This is a genomic window from Streptomyces sp. NPDC023157 (assembly GCF_055560575.1).
The window spans coordinates 792,437-812,441 of record NZ_JBVHIL010000002.1 but is presented as its reverse complement, the minus strand read 5'-3'; the positions used below and the strand labels follow the sequence as shown (position 1 = coordinate 812,441).

The 20,005-nt window shown below is 74.6% G+C and carries 8 protein-coding genes; 3 read left to right on the top strand and 5 right to left on the bottom strand.

Going from position 1 to position 20,005, the window contains the following annotated elements; all coding sequences use genetic code 11:
• Positions 1-11: 11 nt before the first annotated feature.
• Positions 12-3,602, top strand: a complete 3,591-nt coding sequence (locus tag ACZ3ZE_RS09210) for a hypothetical protein (RefSeq protein WP_467258190.1) — start codon at positions 12-14, stop codon at positions 3,600-3,602.
• Positions 3,599-5,974 carry a hypothetical protein gene (locus ACZ3ZE_RS09205; protein WP_467258188.1) on the top strand — a complete coding sequence of 792 codons (2,376 nt, stop codon included), beginning with the start codon at positions 3,599-3,601 and terminating at the stop codon, positions 5,972-5,974. The genes ACZ3ZE_RS09210 and ACZ3ZE_RS09205 overlap by 4 nt, the downstream gene beginning before the upstream one ends.
• On the opposite strand, the gene ACZ3ZE_RS09200 is transcribed toward ACZ3ZE_RS09205, so the two are convergent.
• From ACZ3ZE_RS09200 to ACZ3ZE_RS09190, 3 genes are all read right to left on the bottom strand, one after another.
• Positions 5,961-7,064, bottom strand: coding sequence for a trypsin-like serine peptidase (locus ACZ3ZE_RS09200; protein WP_467258185.1), 1,104 nt, complete (start codon positions 7,062-7,064; stop codon positions 5,961-5,963). The two genes, ACZ3ZE_RS09205 and ACZ3ZE_RS09200, sit on opposite strands and share 14 nt — an antisense overlap.
• Positions 7,065-7,099: 35 nt before the next feature.
• Positions 7,100-12,415, bottom strand: coding sequence for a trypsin-like peptidase domain-containing protein (locus tag ACZ3ZE_RS09195; RefSeq protein ID WP_467258182.1), 5,316 nt, complete (start codon positions 12,413-12,415; stop codon positions 7,100-7,102).
• Between the two features lie 111 nt (positions 12,416-12,526).
• The gene (locus ACZ3ZE_RS09190) at positions 12,527-13,387 is read right to left on the bottom strand and encodes a DNA/RNA non-specific endonuclease (protein ID WP_361178517.1); all 861 of its coding nucleotides are present in this window, start codon (positions 13,385-13,387) and stop codon (positions 12,527-12,529) included.
• A 106-nt stretch (positions 13,388-13,493) separates the two neighbouring features.
• Here ACZ3ZE_RS09190 and ACZ3ZE_RS09185 point away from each other — a divergent pair, with 106 nt between their 5' ends.
• Positions 13,494-14,300 (top strand): caspase family protein, encoded by an 807-nt coding sequence (locus tag ACZ3ZE_RS09185; protein ID WP_361178515.1) that lies wholly within the window; start codon positions 13,494-13,496, stop codon positions 14,298-14,300.
• Between the two features lie 136 nt (positions 14,301-14,436).
• Here ACZ3ZE_RS09185 and ACZ3ZE_RS09180 read toward each other — a convergent pair whose 3' ends face one another.
• The gene (locus ACZ3ZE_RS09180; RefSeq protein ID WP_467258179.1) at positions 14,437-17,532 is read right to left on the bottom strand and encodes an AAA family ATPase; all 3,096 of its coding nucleotides are present in this window, start codon (positions 17,530-17,532) and stop codon (positions 14,437-14,439) included.
• Positions 17,533-17,759: 227 nt separating this feature from the next.
• Positions 17,760-19,454, bottom strand: a complete 1,695-nt coding sequence (locus ACZ3ZE_RS09175) for a S8 family serine peptidase (RefSeq protein ID WP_361178652.1) — start codon at positions 19,452-19,454, stop codon at positions 17,760-17,762.
• Positions 19,455-20,005 lie beyond the last annotated feature (551 nt).

Here is a 20,005-nt window from a genome sequence, read left to right as displayed (position 1 = left end):
GCCGGACCACGATGGAGATCCACGTCCACGTGCCGGTGAGGATCACCCTCACCGGCGAGCCCGGCCCCGACGAACTCGCCGCGCTCACCCGGCGGCTCACCGCGCTCGTCGCCGGGCGGCTCGCGCGGGCCGAGCGCGAGACCGGGCGGGGGCGGCGGACGCCCGCGTGGGCGGACGACGGCGGAGTGCGGGAGGTGTACGAGGCGGGGCAGGACGTGGACGGGGGGTACACCCTGCCCTCGTACGCCGGCGGCGGGCGGCGCGCCACGGTCCCGGTGCGCCGCCGGGTGCCCTGGACCGTCGTCGGCACCGCGCGGGCGCGGATCGAGGTCGACCGGTTCCTCGGACTCGTGGCGGAGGTGCTGGAGCGGCCGTTCCCGCAGGCCGCGCTGTACCGCTCGCTGACCGGCACGGTCCGCACGGCCGACGTCTGGCTGGTGCGCGTCGACCAGGCGTACGTGCCCGACGCGTTGGGGCAGGAGCTGGTGATCAGGAGCTCGGCGGCTCACAAGGGCGGCAGGACCGAACCGGCCTGGGCGCTCTCCGCCTCCGGCTCCGCGCTGCGGCGGCTCACCGAGGCCGACGAGAGCGGGGCCGTCGCCGCCCGCATCCCGCGCCTGCCCGAGGGGCACGTCGTCTTCGTCTCCATGCGGCTGCCGCGCGTCGACCTCGCCGACGTCGCCGTCCTCGGCCCCGGCCTCTCCGTCACGATGCCCGTCCGCGAGGCCGGATTCTGCGTGGACGAGGCCGTCTTCGAGCGGGCCACCGGCATCCCCTGGGACCAGTACGCCGACGAGTACACGAGGGAGCAGGTCACCGTCTGGACCCAGCCCGCGGTGCTGCGCCAGGCATCGAACCCGGTACGCGGCCCGGCCGGCATCGAACGCGATGTCCTCTTCGCGCTGTTCGACCGGCGGGCCGGCGACGGTCACCCGCACCTGGAACCGGCCTCCCGCCTCTTCGTCGCCGAAGGCGACGCCCTCCCCGGAGTGCCCGACTCCGTGCGGCGGGCGACCGAGTGGCCGGCCGAGCCGGGCGAGCGGGTGCTCTACTGCCGGGCCGCGTTCGACCTCACCCCCGAGACCCTCGGCGCGGCGATCTTCGGGCCGCAGGCCCGCCGGCTGGCGGGCGCCCTCGTCCCGCTGATCGGCGGGGACGACTTCGCCGCCGCCCTCGACGCGCTGCTCGCCGAGACCTTCGCGCGGGCGCGCGGCCGGTTCGGCAGCCTCTTCCAGTACGTGCTGCTCAGCATCGAACGGCACGGAAAGCTGGCCGAGTTCTTCGCGGCCGCCGAGGCCACCCATCGGTTCGCCCTGCGGCTGCGCCTGCTCCAGCAGTGCGAGACCACCCCGTACGCGCACCACGAGCGGGTACGCGCCCTGCGCGCCGCCCTCACCGCGGAACGGGCTGCCACCACCGCCCACGCCTACACGGTCGGCGGCACCCGGCAGGGGGCGGTGGAGCTCCACCGGGAGCCGGACGGGGTCGTGTTCGCCGGACAGGTCCTCGGGGACCTCGGGGACAAGCGGTCCGTCTACCGCAGGACCCTCACCACCATGCGCCCGAAGCCCGGCAGGGCCGAGGCGCTGCGCGCCGCCCTCCTCGCCGAGCGGGACCGGATGGTCGAGGCCATCCTCACCGGGCGCGACCCACGCGTCTACAGCGACGGGGAGTTCGCCGCGACGGCCGTGGAACGGGCCGCGCGGACGGCCGGGGTCAGCGCCGACGACTTCGAGGAGGTGGAGGTCGAGTACGGCATCCGGCTCCTGGAGGTGTACGCCACCCAGGAGCACGGCCTGCCCTCCTACGACGTGGGGTTCGAGATCGTCTCGCGCGTCGCCGGCCCCGGCGCGCAGTGGGGGACCGCCGCCGGCCCCCTGCGGGAACCCGTCGGTGTGTTCGAGGCCCGGCTCGCGCAGTGGCGGCTCGGCCGCGCCGGGGAGGGCTACCGCCTGCTCGGCTTCGCCGTGCTCGCCGTCGGCGGCCTCGCCCTCGCCTGGGAGGCGGGCGTCGTCGCCTCGCTCATCCGGCTGGGCGGCGGGATCCGGGCGGTAAGTGCCGGCATCGGCATCTCCGAGGGCGCGTACCTGATCAAGGTGCTGCTCCACCAGGAGGAGGCCACCGTCGGCGGCTTCCTCACGGCCGCCGTCGACGGCTACCTCGGCGCCGTCGGCTACCGGATCGGCGCCGGGCTCGGCGGCTGGGCCGGGGGCCGGATCGGCACCGCCACCCTGCGCCGCCGGATCGCCTCCTGGCTCACCGGCAAGCTGGTCACCGGCGCCGTGGGCGGTGCCGCGGGGGCGGCCCTGGAGACCTTCGCGCACGACGTCGTCGCCGGACGCGGGTCGGGCGTCGACACGTACGTGGCGAAGATGGAGTTCCACGTCCTCGTCGGTGTCGTCGCCGCCTTCACCGTCGACCCCCTCCTGCACGCACTGCTCACCCGGGCCGGGCCGACCCTGGTCAAGGCCGCCCTGCTGGCCCGGCTCCTCGGCGGCGAGGGCGTCACCGCCGAACACTGGGCCGAGGCCATGGCCCTGACCCGGCGGCGGATGGAGCAGAGCCTGGTCCAGGGCCTCCCGGCGGCGGAGGCGCGGGCCTGGACGCGGGCGCTCGGCGAGCGCGTCGACGAGGCGGCGCGGGGGCTCGCCCACGCGCGCCCCACGGGCACCGCGTCGCGCGTCCCCGCGCGCATCACACCGGCGCACGAGACTCCCGTGCCGGCCCACGACCCCGCGTCCGCTCCCGTCCCCCAGTCCGCCGGGGCCGCCGCCCAGGCCGCACGGCCGCGGCCCCAACCCGCCTCCCCGTGGCCGAGCTGGGCGAGCCTCAAGGCGGCCTCGCTCACCGACCGTGAGGCCGCCCTGGACCGGAAGTGGTACGAGACGGCCCGCCCCGAGGAGCTGCGCGCCCGGGAGGCCCGCGACCCGGCCGCCAAGGAGTTCCTGGACGAGCTGTGGGGCGGGCCCAAGCGCCCCTTCCAGCCCGAACGCCCCAGCGACCCCGCCGTACAGGAGCGACTGCGCGAGGACCTGCGGGCGGCGCGCGCCCTCGTCGAGGCCGAGCGGCGGCGTCTGGAGGCGGCCGGGCTGCGCGAGCCCTCCTCCGAAGAGCCCGACGGATTCCAGGAGCGGACCACTGCGGGCGGGGTGCAGGACGTGCCGCCGACCGCGAAGGCCGCCGCCGCGTACGAGGGGACCGTCGCGGTCGCCCGCTCCGACATCCCCGCCCTCGCCGGGGAGAGCTTCTCCGGCGGCTCGCCGCGCGCCTTCGGCTCGTACGACCCCGCCCATGCGATCCGGCCGCCGGACGCCGTCGTCGTGCCGCAGGCCCACGGCCATGCCGAGCAGGACATCGGGCAGCAGCTCGACGCCCGGCTGGCGCGTCTGACCGAGGCCGAGCGGGCCGCCGCGCGCGGGCACACGGTGTACATCCGGGTCGACCAGGAGGTCTGCACCGTCTGCGCCGCCGCGCTCGGCGGCGGGCCGCGCGGCGGGGTGCTCGCCCGGCTCAGCGCCCGCCATCCCGATCTCGTCTTCGAGGTCACCGCCGACGACGTCAGCACGGTCTACCGGATCGTCGCCGGAAGGAGGGTGCGGTGAGCACCGGCCGTACCGAGCGCCACTTCCACCTGCCCGAGACCATCGCCCGGCCCGAGGGGCTCGCCCCCGACACCGCGCGCCTCCTGGAACTCGCCGTCCGCCAGGCCCTCGCCGACGCCGTACGGGCGGCGGGCGGGCACCCCTCCCCGTCGCCGCCGCGCCCGGCGCACCACGAGCCCCGCGCCCAGGCGGAGGCGGCGCCGGGCGACGGCTACCGGGTGCCCAGCTACGACGCGGCCGGCCGCCCGGTCACCGTGCCCCTGAGGCGCGCCCCCCGCTGGGGCGGCGCCGGGCGCCCGGCGGGCGGCCTCGGCCTCGGGGCGGCGGCCGGAACCGGCGCGCGCGATCTGGGCGGGGGTGCCCGCCCCCGGCAGCAGGTCCCGGGCGCCCCCGCGCCGGAGCGGCCCTGGACCCCGGAACGGCTCGCGGCCCTGCGGACCCGCATGGGCCGCGCGTACCGGGACGCGCTGCTCGGCCGGATCTCCGTCGACAGTCTCGTCGTGGGCTCTTCCGACATCCGGCTCGTGCCCGCACTCGGCGGCACGGACCACGAGCGGACGGTCGCCGTGCGGCTCGGCGCGGGCGCCTTCTCCCTCGAGCCGATCGCGCGCGAACGGGTCGGCGTGGTCGCCGCGGCCGTCCCCGGCGCCGGCTACGCCGTCCACCGCGTCACCGACGACGGGCGCCGCGAGGACACCGGACTCCGGGTCATCGCCCGGGACACCCGCCCGGTGCCGGCCGGCTTCCTCGCGTACACCGCCGACTTCACCACCCTCCGCGAGGTCAGGATCGTCGGCCGCCGGCCGGGCGACTTCCGGGCGGCGGCCGCCGGGTTCGCCGCCGCTCTCGAACGCGGCCTGGCCTGGGCGCCCCCCTCCGTCGTCACAGCCACGGTGAAGGACTTCCTCCGGGGCCTCGACCACGGCGAACTCATGGACGCTTTCGAGGAGTTGCGCACACTGGGCAAGCTGGGCCAGGCGCTCGCGCTCGTCCGCGTGCGGGGGGTCCGGCTGTATCTGCGCGAGCGGGGGGTGCCCTGGTCGTTCGTCTTCGGGAACTGGGAGCCGGGCGCCGCCGACGGGGCGCAGCTGTTCGCCGGGATCCTGTGGGGCGTGGGCGAGTTCGAGTACCAGGCCCTGGAGCTCCTCGGTACGCTCGTCGGCTCGGTCTTCGACGCGCGGCTCGCCGAGGAACGCAACCTGCTGTGGGCCGCGCTCGTCACCGCCGTCACGCATCCGGTGGTCACCGCGCAGGAGGGTGCGAGGCAGCTGGTGGCGGCCTTCAAGGAGAAGCTGGAACAACTGGAGTTCTTCGACGCCGGGCGCATCATCGGGCAGATCGTGATGTCCCTGCTCGCCCTGGCCGAGGCGGTCAAGTCCCTGCCCGGGATCGGCAAGGGCGCCGCCCGCGCGGTGGCCGCCTTCAACCGCGTCGGCGTGGCCGCCCTCGACCGGATCGGCGTGCGGCTGATCGACGTGGCCCGCCTCCTGCTCTCCGAGCGGGCCGTGCGGGTCACCACGTCAGGGGTCCTGCTCAGCATCGGCGAGGGCGACGACATCCTCGCCGCCGGGGCCAAGGCCAAGGGCACCTCCGTCATCTCCAAGGCCGAGGCCGTGAAGACGGTCGTGCAGGCGGGGGAGGAGGAAGCCGAGCGCTTCTTCACCCCGGCGGAGGTCGAGGAGCTGCTCAAGGCCCTCGACGAGGCGGAGCGCAGGAGCCCCGCGACACCGCACGCGGGCGCGCCCGCGGCGGCCGCCGCCGTGCTCAGCGTGGACGTACTGGAGGAGCTGGTCGCCCAGGCGATGGCCGAGGTCGGCTCCGGCATCCCCTCGTTCTCCGTCCGCGGCACCAAGCTGCACTCCGCCTTCTCCCGCCTGGTCCGCAAGCGCTTCCCGAACAGCGGCCTGACCATCCTCAGCGAGACCAGGCTGCGCAGGTTCGCCAAGCTGCCCGCCTCGGTCCTCGACATGCCGATCGAGACCTATGTGAAGTCCACACCCGGCCTGGCCGAGCTGGAACAGCAGCTCAGCCCCCTGTTCACCGGAAAGTCCGGCCCACGCCGGATCGGCGGCCTGCGCCCCGACCTCGTCGTGCGGGCCCCCGGACGCATCGTCGTCTTCGACCTGACCGGCACCCAGCACATCGAGCACTTCGCGAAGAACCTGCTGTACACCCACGTGCTGCGCGAGGCCGGCGAGGCGGCCTTCGTGGGAGAGACGTACTGGCGTCACTTCGACATGACCGCCGCCGAGTTCGCGGAGAGGTACGCGAAGCAGACGGCGGCGCACGAGAGCCAGCTCGCGGAGGCGCGGCGCAGGTTCGCGGAGCGGTTCGGCACGCCGCCGCCCGCCGGGCCCGTCACACCCAATTGACCTTCGCTTGTGCCAGCAGCGGATCGTCGACCATCTCCCACAGCGGCACGGCCACGTTGCCGATCCGGTAGCGCCCGCCGAAGTGGAGGCCGAGGACGCGGTGGTCGGTGAGGTCGAAGACCGGGGAGCCGCTGTTGCCGCCGAGGGTCGAGCAGTCGTGTTTCATCACCCGCCCGCCGGGGGTGAACTCCGTGGTCATGCCCGGCTGGAGGCGCTTCACGTTGTAGATGTCCATGAAGATCCTGCGCATCGACTCCGGCTCGTTGCGGCGCCCGTCCCACGCCGGGTAGCCGACGACGTACACGGGCCGGCCCGGCACGCTCGCCGGGGCGTCCGCCGCGACCGCCAGCGGGGTCGGCAGCTGCTCGCCGTCGGGCGGGGCGATCCGCAGCAGCGCCATGTCGACCTCGGGGTGGATGCCGATCACCCCGGTGATCTCGTACGGGAGGGAGTCCGGGGTCGGCACCGGTCCCGGGGCCTCGGCGACGGGCAGTTCCTCGCCGGGGTCGATCCGGGCCGACATGCCCTGCTGGAAGGTCCAGCCGGCGCCCTCGGCGCGGCTGAACTCGGCGGCCACGTGCCGGTTGGTCATCACCGCGTCGGGGCCGACCAGGAACGCCGTGCCGATCCAGGCGAGGCTCGGGTGTCCGGTGACCTCGACCCGCCCGACCCGGGCGATCGACTCGTGGATCGCCGGCCGGCTCGCGTCGAGGACCGCCCAGTCGCCCGGCTGGGAGGGGAAGTCCTGCCCCTGGACCAGGATCGCGGGCCGGCCCTCCAGGAGGACGATCGCCTCCACGCCGAAGTACTCGTCGTCGTCGATCTCGTCGGCCCGGTCGTCGGCCAGTTTCTCCAGGCCGGAGACGCCCGCCTCCAGGACCCGGGACCGTTCCTCCTGCGCGAACTTGGCGATCTGCTCGGCGGAGGCGACGCCCGGCGGCAGTTCCTCGGCCGACTCCTCGTACTCGATCTCCGCCTCCAGGCCCGCCCGGACCCGGGCGGCCACCTCGCGCAGGTCGCCGAAGACCCGTTCGGGTCCGGTCGCGACCGGCGACCCGCCGTGCGCGCCGCCGCGTGATCCGTAGCCCATCGCCCGTCACCTCCGCCTTGTCCCGCCCGTGTGTGTCACGGCTGGTCGAAGAGGGCGGCCTGGGCCGCCATGATCTCCTCGTACAACTCGGGCCGGCTCTCCCGCAGATGGGTGAGGACCCGGCTCATCTGTGTGCCGACGTTCACGAACGCCGTCGCCCTGCCCTGGAAGTCGACCTCCTCGATCCGTTTGGTGCCCCGGTGCAGCGCTACCACCGTCCAGCCGTCGTCGAGGACGGGCGAGCCGGACGAGCCGCCGCGGGTGTCGGTGAAGTAGACGACGTCCCGCTCGTCGGCCTGGTAGACCAGGTTGTTGCGCAGTGCCACCCGCTTCGGCCGGCCGCCCGGGTGCTGGATGATGTTGACGGCGACCTGCTCGCTCCCGCCGGGCGCCAGCGGCACGGTCGACACCCGCAGGACCGGGCGCTGCGGCTGCTCCGCGGACAGCCGCATGATCGCGTAGTCCAGGGCCTCGTCCCAGGCGACCAGCGCGCCCGCGGTCGCCTCCTCGGTCTCCGTCTCGTCGGAGCCGTAGTCGAAGCGTGAGCGCGAGTTGCGCACCTGGAGCTGGAGGTCGTCGTCGGCGACCTGGGCCCGGGGGGTGCCGGGGGTGCGGGTGCGGGCGTTGACCACGTGGTGGTTGGTGACGAGCAGGCCGGGCGCGATCAGCCAGCCGGTGCCGGCGTGCGGGTACGCGGGCTGGAGCGGTGCCCCCGACTCGTACGGCGGGACGCTGATCCGGGCGACGGCGGCACCGGCGCGGAAGCCGCCCTGGAGGAACTCGAAGGGGACGGTGTCGTCGCGGAAGACGATCTCCTCCTTGACCTCGCCGAACAGGTAGTCCCCGAGGAGTTCGGGTTCGCCGGACGCGTCGCGGGACACGTCGTCGAGGGCGCGCTGGAAGACGGCGACCGGTCCGGGCTGGGTGGTCAGGGTGAGGGCGTTGCGCAGCCAGACCTCCAGCGGGACCGTGCCGTCGATCAGCCGCTCCACCCGGTTGACGGTCCGCAGGTCGGAGCGGATCTGCTCGAACGGGGTCTTCCGGAGCGGCAGTCCGGCCCGGAAGTGCCGGGTGGTGCCGGCGAACAGCCGGGGCCGCAGCTCGGCGTCGGCGAGCCCGGCCTCGACGGCAGCGCTCTGCACCCGCAGCAGCTCGTCGTCGGTCAGGTACGGCACCGTCCGCCAGGCCGCCTGGGCGGAGTCGGGCGGCGGGACGAGGCCGGCCTGGCCGCCGGCCGGGGTACCGAAGCCGTGGCCGTGGCCCGGGGCGGGCACCGGGGTGCCGGCGTCCATCGCGGCGGCCACACCGAGCAGCAGGTCGCCGCTGTGGTCGCGGAGGGCCAGCGCCCGCCGCGCGACGCTGTCCAGGGTGCCGTGGCGGAGGGCTTCGCGCAGGGCCTCCTCGACCTGGGCGTACGGCATGGCGTGGACGGTGGAGGAGGCGGCGGCGGTGGAGATGCCGGGGACGGTGTGCACGGCGCTGACCTGCGGGGCGCGGTACGGGTCCGTGGCCGGGAGGTCCGGCCGGTCGTCCGCCCCGGCTCCGGCGGCGGCCGACTCCAGGATGCGGATGAGGGGTTCGCGCAGCTGCGGCTCGTCGGCCATCGCGGTGTCGATCCAGCGGGCCAGCGCCGCCACCACCGCCTCGTCGTCGCCGGGCAGCCCGACCAGACGCAGGGTGTGCTCCAGGACGTGCGGGTCGACCCGGCCGGCGGAGGCGGCGGCGGCCCGGGCCAGGGCGGGCTGCTGGGCGAGGGCCGCGTCCGGGATCCCGCGCAGCGTGCGGGCGAGGCGCCGGTCGGTCTCCTCGGAGCCCTCGTCGGCGGCGACCGCGAGCCGGGAGCGGGCGACGAGGACGCCCATCGACTCGTACGGCAGGCCGAGGCCGGCCGCGAGGGACTCGGCCTCCTGGAGGGACCGGTCGGCGTCCGTGAAGTCGCCCGCGTCCTGGGCGAGCCGGGCGGACAGCTGGAGCAGTTCGAGCCGGGTCTCCGCGCAGCCGGCCTCCTCCGCCCGGTCCACGGCCCGCTCGGCGGTGGCGCGGGCGTCCGTCGTCCGGCCCGAGCGGGCCAGCGTCTCGACGAGGAGGGCGTGCAGCCGGCTGCACGGGGTCCACGGCTGCCGCTCGGCGAGCCGTTCGGCGGCGGCCTCCACGTACCCCTGGGTGAGCAGGTCCTCGACCTCGCGGGCGGCGATCCGTTCCCAGTCCTCCTGGTCGGCCTCGGCCATGATCTGGTCGGGGACGTGGCCGCCGATCCGGGCCAGCAGGAAGGCCGCCGACCGGGGGGACATGTCGTGGTCCGCGTCCACCAGGTAGCTCTCGACGCCCGGTTCCCAGCGCAGCTCGACCGTGCGCGGGTTCTCGCCGAGCCGCAGCCGGTGGTAGATCTCCTCGGCGCGCGCCGACGGCCCTTCGCGGGCCGCGTAGTAGGCGACGGCCCGGATGTCGACGGCCCGCATCAGGTCGGTGCGGGCGCTGTCGGAGAGCCGCAGCATGATCGTGCGCAGGTCGGAGCGGTGCCGGATGGCCTGCGGGCCGGCCGACTCCATGAGGTCCAGCCGGGAGACGAGTTTGCCGAAGAGCAGGCCCGCCTCGGAGGCCGAGGTGACGGTGAGCCCGGCCGGCTCGGCGAGGACCTCGCGGACCAGGTCGGGGGTGATGACCCGCAGCGCGAGGCCGGCCTGCACCAGGGCGCGGACGGACTCGTCGGAGATGTGCTTGAGGATCCGGTCGTACAGGGTGCCCTGGATGAGCATCTGGTCGACCTTGTGGTGGAAGTACCGGCGCCGCGACGGCAGGGTGGTGAGGAGTTCGCCCAGCGACGCGGACTCCTCGCCGAGGACGACGGCGGTGCGGGCGGCCAGTTTCAGGCTGAGCGGATGGCCGCCGACCCGGTCGTACAGGTTCCTGGCGACGTCCTCGTCGTCGACGCCGGAGGACATCAGCAGCTCCACGGCGGCCGGCTCGTCGAGTTCCCCGAGTGCCATGGTGCGCGGGGTCATGACCTTGGCGGGGTGGTCGATGGGGGCCCGGCCGGCGACGACGTAGCGGAGTCTGGGGTAGGCGGCGCGCAGCGCGGTCCACACCGCCCACATGCGGGACATCACGGGGGAGCCGCGGTACTGGGCCTGCTCGAAGGAGTCGAGCGCGAGCAGCAGCGGCGGGTCCATCTGCCCGGCCGGGGTGGCGACGGCCCGTGCGACGAGTTCGGCGAGCTCGCGGGCCAGCTCCTGCTCGTGGGCGGAGGCGCGGGCGTGGAAGCCGGCCGAGTAGTCGCGGCCGAGGGTGGCCCGGGTCGCGGAGAGCTGGTACAGCTCGTCGAGCTGGTTGCGTTCGCCGCGCTGCGCGGCGGCGGTCTCGCCGCACCGGTCGGCGAGCGCGTCGAACGCCGCCCGGTGGGCGGGGTACTGGATGCCGAGCTGTCGGGCGGCCTCGGCGATCATCGTGGCGGGTTCCTGGATGGAGAGCGTGGGGCGCTCGAAGTCGATGTAGGCGAAGGGGAACCCCTCGGGCGCGGACTCGCGCAGGCTGTCGAGGAGGAACTTGGCGAGCAGGGTGCTCTTGCCGATGCCGCCGATGCCGTGGATGAGCACCGGGGGCTCGGCGGGCTCGGCGGGCAGCGCGAGATAGGAGCGCAGCGCGTCGAGTTCGCGGATCCGGCCGTGGAAGGTGTTCTCGACCAGGAGCCGCATCGGCTGGAGCAGCCGGGCCCGTTCGAGCCGCCGCTGGACGTCCTCGGCGTCCGGCAGCAGTCCTTCGGTGCCGGGCACGTGGCGCAGCCACAGCACGGACTGCAGCAGGTCGGACAGCTCCTCGACGTCCGGCTCGGCGGCGGTCGGCGGGGCGCCGGACAAGAGGGCGGCCGCGGCGCGTTCGACACGGGGGCCCTCGGGGAGCGCGTCGAGGTCGGCGGCGTCGAGGGCGGCCCGCGCCGCCGCGGGCCCGGCGAAGCCCTTCAGGGTCGCCTCCCGTACCTCCGGGGTGAGCACCCAGCGCAGGGCGTGCTGGGAGGCGGCGAGGGCCGTGCAGTCGTCGACGAGTTCGGCGACGGCCCTGCCGGTGCCCCGCTCCTCGCCGGGCAGCCGCAGCCGCGCCGGGTCGAAGTCGTCGAGCAGACAGGCCGCCTCGCGGTAGGCGCGGCGCAGCTCGGACACGGCGGGGGCGGCCGGTACGGCGGGGGTGCGCAGCGCTCTGCGGAGCGGGCCCGTGACGTCACGGCCGGGGGCGAGCGCGAGATAGGTCCGTACGGTCTCCTCGACCGCCGTGCAGACCCGGCGCATATAGCTGTCGACCGGATCGGCGACCTCGACGGCCCGCAGCACCTCGGTGACGGTGCTCTCCACGAGCCCCGGCAGCAGCTCGTCCTCCGGCGGGGTCGGCGACTCCCGGAAGAACTGCCCGAAGAACGCCCGCAGATCGTCCGCGTCGGCCGCCCGCGAGGTGTCGCGGACCTCGTTCTTGCGGATGTCGTACGGGAGTTGGCGCATCGCGCTGGAGTAGCCGAGCAGGACGAGCCGGGGCACGGTCTGGGCGCGGACCGGGGTGTGCTCGTAGATCGCGAGGGCCAGTTTGCCGATGCAGTCCCAGACGTCGGAGTTCGGGTCGAGCGTGTCGCATTCGTCGAGGACGAGCCAGTAGCGCTCCTCGGCGGCGGTGGCGCGGCTGACGATCCGGTGCACGGCGTCGTCGATCGAGGGCAGTGGATCGTTCAACTGTGTGGGGTTCAACGGAATTCCGTCGATGCCCGGCTCCGTCACGAACTCGTCGAGCCGCCCCACCAGCCGCGCCGCCGTCGTGGTCCGCGACAGCGTCACCCGCACCGGACGGAACCCGCAGTGCTGCCCCAGATGCCGGATCAGGTGGTACGTGTACGAGCGCCCGGTGTCCGGCTCGCCGTCCACCACCAGGACCGTCTGCTCGGGATCGGCGACGAAACCGCGCAGCTTCTCGCGCAGCTCGGCCCGGTCGATGAAGACCGCCGTGCCGTCCCGCAGCACCACCGTCGAGAACGGGTCGCGCTCGGAGTGCGCGACCTCCTCGTCCTCCCGCAGCCGGCCGAGCAGCGACCGCAGCTCGGTGCCCCGCCCGGCCGCGTCCTTGGCGTCGAGCCGGTCGAGGGAGTCGAGCCGGGCCAGCGTGGCGAGCAGCCGCCGCTGGTGCCCGATGTCCTTGCGCGCCGCCCCCACGATCCGGCGCGCGTTCTCGTCCCGGTCGGGGGTGAGCGGCAGGTCCGCCACGAAGATCCTGCTCAGGGCGGAGCGCAGCAGCCCTCGCCGGGGGTCGGGGTTGTCGAGAAGGTGGTCCCGCACCCAGCTGGTGACGAGGCCCCACTCCGTCTCGGTGAGAGGCATGGCTCACCTGCCCGCCGTCCTTGCGCCGAATGAGGACGGACTTCCCTGCCATCCTCTCCCCGGGCCCGCAGCGCCGCAATCGCTGCCGGGCCCGGGGCGGGCCCGGCGCGCTCAGCCCTGCATCGCGATGTCCTCGAAGCTCTCCAGGCGCCGCCAGCGCTCCTCCGGCGCCCGCGTCGGCGGCATCAGGTCCACGTCCGGCAGCGGCCCGAACTCCAGCTCCGTGATCTCCGCGACGTCCGAGACCGGGACCTGGTAGGTGCGGTACGGCCCCAGCGGCGGCGGCGCGCCCGCCGTCGCCCCGGCCAGCGCCCGCTCGGCGTCCTTGCTCAGGTCGGGGCTCTGGTCGAGCACGTACGCGGTGGAGGCCAGCGCCCCGTCCTGCATGAAGGCCACTACCTTCCAGAAGCGCAGCGGCACCTGGATGCCCCGGTAGGGCGGGTCGGCGTCCTGGAGCACCGGCCCGGTGAGCACCACCAGCTTCCGGTCGTACTCGGCCGCGTTCTCCAGGAGGTAGTTCTCCAGGCCCTGCCACAGCTGCTTGCCCTGGTTGAACACGTCGACCTGCGGGGCCGCGTTGGTGAAGTGGAAGGTGTCGGCGTTCGCCGTGTCCGCCACGCCCGCGGCGCCCCACACCGGGTCGAGCCGCCGGACCAGGTGTCCGCGGTCCAGGCTGTTGTTGCGGTAGATGTCGTCGCCGGCCTGCTGCTCGTGCGGCAGCCTCGGGTCGAAGTTCCAGACGTCCTCGCGCGGCACGTCCTCCAGCAGCTGGGCGCCCTCGATGCAGACGCCGGTCGACGCGGCGAGCCGCCGGTCGGGCCGGAAGACGACGGTGAAGTGCGTGTACGGCAGGAGCACGGTCTCCACGGACGCGCGCACCGGCAGGGGCAGGGGCACCACGGGGCCGAGGAAGGCCTCGTCGTACCCGGCGCGGTCGGAGAACTGGTCGTGCCGGGAATCGCTCGGGTTCATACGATGTAAGTACCGCGCGGGGGAGGGCCGCCCACGGCACCGGACCCGTAGGCACTCGAACAGACGCCCCCCGGTGCCCCCTCACCCCGTCCAAGGAGGCACCACCATGCCCACCGGCCTTTCATTGCACGTCGGACTGAACCGTGTCGATCCCGACCGCTACGACGGCTGGGACGGCACCCTCGTGGCCTGCGAGAACGACGCCCGCGACATGGCGAGGATCGCCACCGCCGCCGGCTTCACGCCCACCGTCCTGCTCACCGAGGAAGGCACCGTCGACGGGATCACCGCCGCCCTGCGCGACGCGGCGGGCAAGCTGTCGGACGGCGACATCCTGCTCTTCAGCTACTCGGGCCACGGCGGCCAGGTCCCGGACGTGACAGGCGGGGACCACGAACCCGACCGGCGCGACGAGACCCTGGTCTTCTACGACCGCCAGTTCCTCGACGACGAGGTCCACCAGGAGTTCCTGCGCTTCGACGACGGTGTACGCATCGTCACCTTCTTCGACTGCTGCCACAGCGGCAGCAGCATCGAGCTGCCGGGCGCGGCCGAGGTCACCGGGCGCTACGTCCCCGAACCCCAGCAGATCGCGCTCTACGAACGCGACCGGGACTTCTACGACGACCTCCAGCGCTCGCTCGCCAAGTCGGCGGCCGCGGGCAACGGACAGGGACCCCCCGTGGTCCTCGTCTCCGCCTGCCAGGACAACCAGGTCGCCGCCGACGGAGACGTCAACGGCGCCTTCACCGAGGCGCTCCTCGACGTCTGGCGCGACGGCGCCTTCCACGGCGACTACCGCACCTTCCACAAGGCGATCCAGGCCAAGCTGCCGCCCACCCAGAGCCCCAACCTGTACACGACCGGCGCACCCACGGAGGCCTTCCTCGGTCAGAGACCCCTCACGGTCTGAACACCTCTCACGGTCTGAACGCCTCTCCCCGACGCCGGTCCGACGGTTCGCAGGCGGTTCCGCCGGACCGCCGTCCGGGCCGGTCGCCGCTCGGGCGCGGCCCCGGCTCGGGTCACTACCGCGTTCACAGCCTCGTTCAGGGCCTGAGCGCCGTCGCCAGCTGGGCGCGCGAGCGTACGTCCAGCTTCTGGTAGATGCGGGTCAGCCGTGCCTCGACCGTCTTCACGCTCAGATACAGCTTCGCCGCCGCCTCCTGGTTGCTGGCCCCCTGCCCGACCAGCCGGGCCAGGCGCAGCTCCGCCTCGGTCAGCGCGGACAGCGCGGGCAGCGCCTCCTCGCCCACCGGGCCCTCACCCGCCGGGCCGGCCGGCGTCTCCGTCGTCAGCACCAGCCAGGGCGCCGCCCCGGCCCGCTCGAACACCCCCGCGGCCGCCTGGAGCGCGGCCTGCGCCGCCGACCTGCGCCGACGCCTGCGCTCGACCCGGGCCAGCGCCACCAGCGCCCGCCCCCGCTCCAGCGGCAGCCCGGCCCGCTCGAAGCGCTGCGCCGTACCGGCGAGCAGCTCCGCCGCCTCGTCGGTGCGGCCCTCCGCCGCCAGACACAGCGCGTACGCCCGGTCGCAGCCGAGCAGCACCGAGGTCCGCCCCAGCCGCTGCGCCACGGGCCGCACCTCCGCGAGGACCGCGACGGCCTCCTCGACGGCGTCGTGCGCGAGCAGCGCCTCCGCCAGCTCCTCGTGCCAGCGCAGCATCGACGGGTCGACCGTGGACTGCGCGCGCTCGTTCGCCTCGACCCGGCGCAGCGTCTCCAGCGCGGCGGCGACGTCCCCGTTGACCAGCTGGACCCGGCCCAGCGCGTACAGGCTGCGGGAGAGGAAGACCCGGTCGCCCTCCTCCTCGGAGGCCTGGACGCTGCGCCGGGCGTAGCTCGCCGCCCGCCCGAAGCTGCCGCCCGCGGTCTCCGCGAGCGCGAGGGCGTACCACGCGGGCCCGGGGGAGAGACCCGCCTCCAGGGTGAGCCCGAGCGACTGGCCCGCGTGCGCGAGCGCCGCCGAGCAGGGGCCCAGCCGGGACTCGATCTCCGCGAGGGTGCTCAACAGCTCGATGGCGTCCTCGACGGAGCCGCGCCGCTGCACCAGCGGGAGCAGTGCGTTCACCTGGTCACGGGCGTCCACGAGGCGCCCGTCGAACAGGGCGTGACGGATCGTCAGGATCTGCGCCGCGTTGCGGATGCCGGCCGGCCGCTCGGCCGTCTCCAGGGCCCGGGCCTGCGCGAGCACCGCGTCCGCGTCCGACGAGCCCAGTGCCCGTTCCATCCGCGCCTGTACGGTCAGGGCCTGCGCCGCCGTGCGCGGATCGCCCATCGAGGCGGCGAGCGCGGCCGACTCCACCGCCGCCGCCCGCGACCGCAGCGGATCGCCGTCCGCCAGCACGTACTTGACGGCCAGTCGGAGCTGCACGGCCGCCCGCAGCGCCGTGTCGCCCTCGGAGTCCTCCATGGCGTGGACGTACATCTCGTCGAGCCCGGTCAGGCCCTGCCCCGCCGTGTCCAGGACGGCGAGCCGGGCCCGCACCCGGTCGGCGGGCACCGCGTCGCGCGCCAGCAGGTCCGTCGCGGCCCGCATGGCCAGATCGGCGCGGGCCGCGCGGGCGGCCTCCTCGGCGGCGTCGACGAGCCGGGCGATCCGCCGCGGCCCGTACTGACCCGGGGTCGACTCGGCGGCGAGCAGAGCGAGTTCGGCGGCCAGGGCGCGGTTGCCGCGGCCCCGGGCCAGGTCCGCCGCCGCGCCGACCTCGGCGGCCAGCTCCTCGTCCGGCGCGTCGGTGGCGAGCGCCCGGTGCCGTACCGCCTCGACGGGATCGTCGACGACCTTCGCCAACGCCGCGTGCCCCGCGCTGCGTTCGGCCCAGCAGGCGTCGTGCACCAGGGTGGACGGCAGCAGCCCGGCGGTGAACGCGACCGTACCGTCCTCGGCGAGCGACACCAGACCGGCCCGCTCGGCCGCCGCGAGGTCCGCCTCCGCGTTGGGGCGCCCGGCCCGGCGGACCAGCGCCGCCGAGGGGCGCAGCGCGAGCGCCGCCAGGAGCAGGGTCTCGCGCACGTCCGGCGGTGCGGTGCCGAGCAGTTGCCGGGCCAGGTCCCGGGCCCGGCCGGACAGCGTCAGCGCCTCGGCGTGGTGCACCGGGGTGCGGGCGTCGGCTAGCGAACGGCCCACCGCGAGCGCGAGACGCGGATTGCCGCCGCTCGCCTTGTGGATGCGCCCGGCCATCCGGGACGGCAGCCGGTGGTGGATGAGGAGTTCGGCGATCTCGTCGGCGTGCAGCGGCGGCACGAGCAGCACGTCCGCCTCGGACGGCACCCACAGATGCGTGTCGTGCGCGTCCTGCGTCCCGTACGCCTCGTACGCCTCCGGCGTCTCCACGGAGATCACCCGCAGCGTGGGCGGGGCCAGGTGCAGGGCGAAGCGGAGCAGATCGGCGCTGTCGGGATCGATGTGCTGCACCCCGTCGACGACGAGCAGCGCCGGTCCGCGCACGGTGAGCGCCCGCAGGATCCGGGCGATCCCGAGCCGCAGGGCGATCGGGTCCCAGCCTCCCTCGTGCAGCGGGGCCTCGCGGCACAGCATGGCGACCGCGGTCCGCTGCGGCCCCGGCAGCGCGTCGAACACCCCGGAGGCGGAGCCGCCGAGTGGACCCTGTGCGGCGGTCGGGGGGCCGGTCGGCGCGGGGGCGTGGGTGGGGATGGAGGTGTACGCGGGGGTGGAGCCGTGAGTGGGGGTGGAGCCGTACGCGTGGGCGTCGGTGGCCGGGTGGCGGGGCGCCGGGAACGCGAGGTCCTCGTCCGCGGCCGGCAGACCCCTCGGCGTGCCGTGCGGGGTGCCGGGCGTACCGGGCGGGGTGCCCGGCGCGGCGCCCGGCGGCGTGCCCGTCGGCGCGTCCGGTACGGGGGCGGCGGGGGTGGCCGGGGTGGTGGGCCAGGGGATGGTGGCCGCGACCGAGGCCAGCAGGGCGGCCGCGGTCGCCCCGGGTATGTCCCGGTCGGCGGGGAGCGTGGCCAGCCACAGCACGGTCTCGCCGCGCGCCTCCGCACGCGCCGCCGCGGCCAGCGCGACCTCGGTCTTGCCGACCCCGGCCGGCCCGGTGAGCAGCGCTCGGCCCCGCGACTGCAGCACGCGTTCGAGGCGGGCGAGGAGTTCCTCCCGGCCCACGGGCGCTGGCGGCGCTGTCGTCATGCTTCCACCACCCTCCGGCCCTCGGGGCCCGGCCCATGAGCCCCGTTGCGCAGAGAATACGGAGCCTGTCGCCCCAGTCCAGGCCCTGTGTCCGGCATACGGACAGCGGGTGCCGGTCGACGGTCCGTCACCGGCGCCAGGAAGCGCCCGTGGTGTAGACCACGAGCGCTTCGCTGACCAGCGGTGATGCTGATGTGGGGGGTGATTCTGAGAAGAACCCGACGGATTTAGAAGGTCAGGCTCCACGAGTCGATGTAGCCGGTGTCACCCGAGGCCACATCCCGGACCTGCAGCTTCCAGGTGCCGTTGGCTACCTCGCTGGACGCGTCGACCGTGTAGGTCGCGAGCACGTTGTCCGCGCTGTCGGACGAGGAGGAGGCCTTCAGGTTGCGCACGGTGCCGTCGGGGGCGACCAGGTCGACGACCAGGTCTCCGCGCCAGGTGTGCTTGATGTCCACGTCGACCTTGAGGGCGGCCGGCGCGTTGCCGGTGCGGCCGGTGACGGCGATCGAGGAGGACACGGTGGCGTTGTCCGCGATGGTGACGTCGGTCGCGTTGGTGAAGACCGTGCCGGCGGGCGGCGTGGTGGTGACCGCGTCGACCGTCTTGGCGGCGTCGGCGATGCCGGTGCCGCAGCCGCCGGTGCAGGTGCCCGGCAGCGGGCGGGCGTTGGCCTTGATCGCGGACTCGATGTCGGCCGGGGTCAGGGTCGACTTGGCCGACTTCAGGAGCGCGGCGAGACCGGCGATGTGCGGGGCCGCCATCGAGGTGCCCTGGTAGGGCTTGTAGGTCTCGGCCGCCTGCACGGTGGCGCCGGAGTTCAGCGTGGAGTAGATGCCGTTCTCGGGCGTGGTGACGGTGCCGGGGGTGTCGGTGGCGCGACGGGTCTCGCCGCCCGGGGCCGCCACGTCCACGATGGTGCCGAAGTTGGAGTAGAAGGACCGGTTGCCCTCACGGCTGGTCGCCGCCACGGTGATGACGTTCGAGCAGTTCGCCGGGGTGAAGCCGGACGCGTTGGCGTTGCTGTTGCCCGCGGCGACGACGACGGTGGTGCCGCGCGAGACGGCGCCGTTGATCGCGGTCTGGTAGACGCTCGGGCAGGTGGCGCTGGCGCCGCCCAGGCTCATGTTGATGACCTTGGCCGGGGTCGGGTTCGCCGGGACGCCCGGCACGGTGCCGCCGGAGGCCCAGGTGATCGCGTCGGCGATGTCGGCGGAGGAGCCGCCGCACTTGCCGAGCACGCGCACGGGCTGGATCTTCGCGTTGTACGCGATGCCCGCGATGCCCTTGGTGTTGTTGGTGACCGCGGCGATGGTGCCGGCCACGTGGGTGCCGTGCCAGGAGGAGTTGGACGCCTTGGAGCCGGTGCCGCACTCGCCGTCCGTGGCGTTCCAGTCGCCCTCGTCCTTCGAGTCCGCGTCGCGGCCGTTGCCGTCGCGGGCGTCGGCGGAGGTGGAGATGAAGTCGTAGCCGGGGACGACGTTGGACGCCACGTCCGAGTGGGCGGCGTAACCGGTGTCGATGACGGCGACGGTGACTCCCGAACCGGTCGTCTTGTCCCAGGCGGTGGGCACGTTCATGCCGCCGGTGGGCTCGAAGAGGTCCCACTGCTTGGCGTAGTCGGTGTCGTCCGGGGTGACCGCCATGGCGTACGCGCGGATGTCCGGCTCCACGGAGGCGACCTGCGGGTCGGCGCGGAAGGCGTCCATGACCTCGGCGACGTCCTGCTTGGAGGCGGAACCGCCCAGGTCCACCAGCGCGGCACCGCCGGCCAGGCGGCGCTCGAAGGAGAGCTTCTCGCCGGTCTTGGCGGCCTTGTCGGCCGCGTCGCTCTTGGCGGCGGTGTTGGAACCCGCCTCGGCGGACGAGGACTTGTAGGTCACGATGACCTTGTCGACGGGGGCGCTGGGCAGCGCGGCCATCGACTGGGAAGCCGGGACGGGCTTCGGGGTGGCAGCGGCCGGGACGGCGGCGAACGCCCCGGTGGTGGTGGCAGCGGCACCGAGGATCGCGGCGCTCGCGACGACCACGGATATGACTCTCCGCCTGGAACCGTTCAAGGTGTGGCCCTTTCGAGTACGACGTGAGTGGAGCAGTGGCGGCGGCGCGGGATCCGCGGGGCGAAGTGGGGTCGCGTCCGTCGTCTCCCTGGGCGTGGGGGGCCCGTGCGCCGCCACCGGCGCGACGGCCCGGGTCAAGGCCGTCCCCGACGGACATCACTCACCCCTTCTCATGCACCTGACAGGTGGAGAGGGGGGAGGGGATCCGCCGGTGCGGCAGACAGTAGGGAAAGCCGAGGTGAACTCGATACGGGGAAAACCCTTGTCACCCCTCGGGGGAGGGAGGGGGAGGGGTGGGGAAACCGGCCCGCGAGGGAAGGGGAGCCGGGAGGTTTACGACGGGACGGCGCAGGAGGGCACGGGCGGGGCGGGTCCCGAGGGGCGGCCGGGATGGGGCGGAGCCGAAGTGAGGT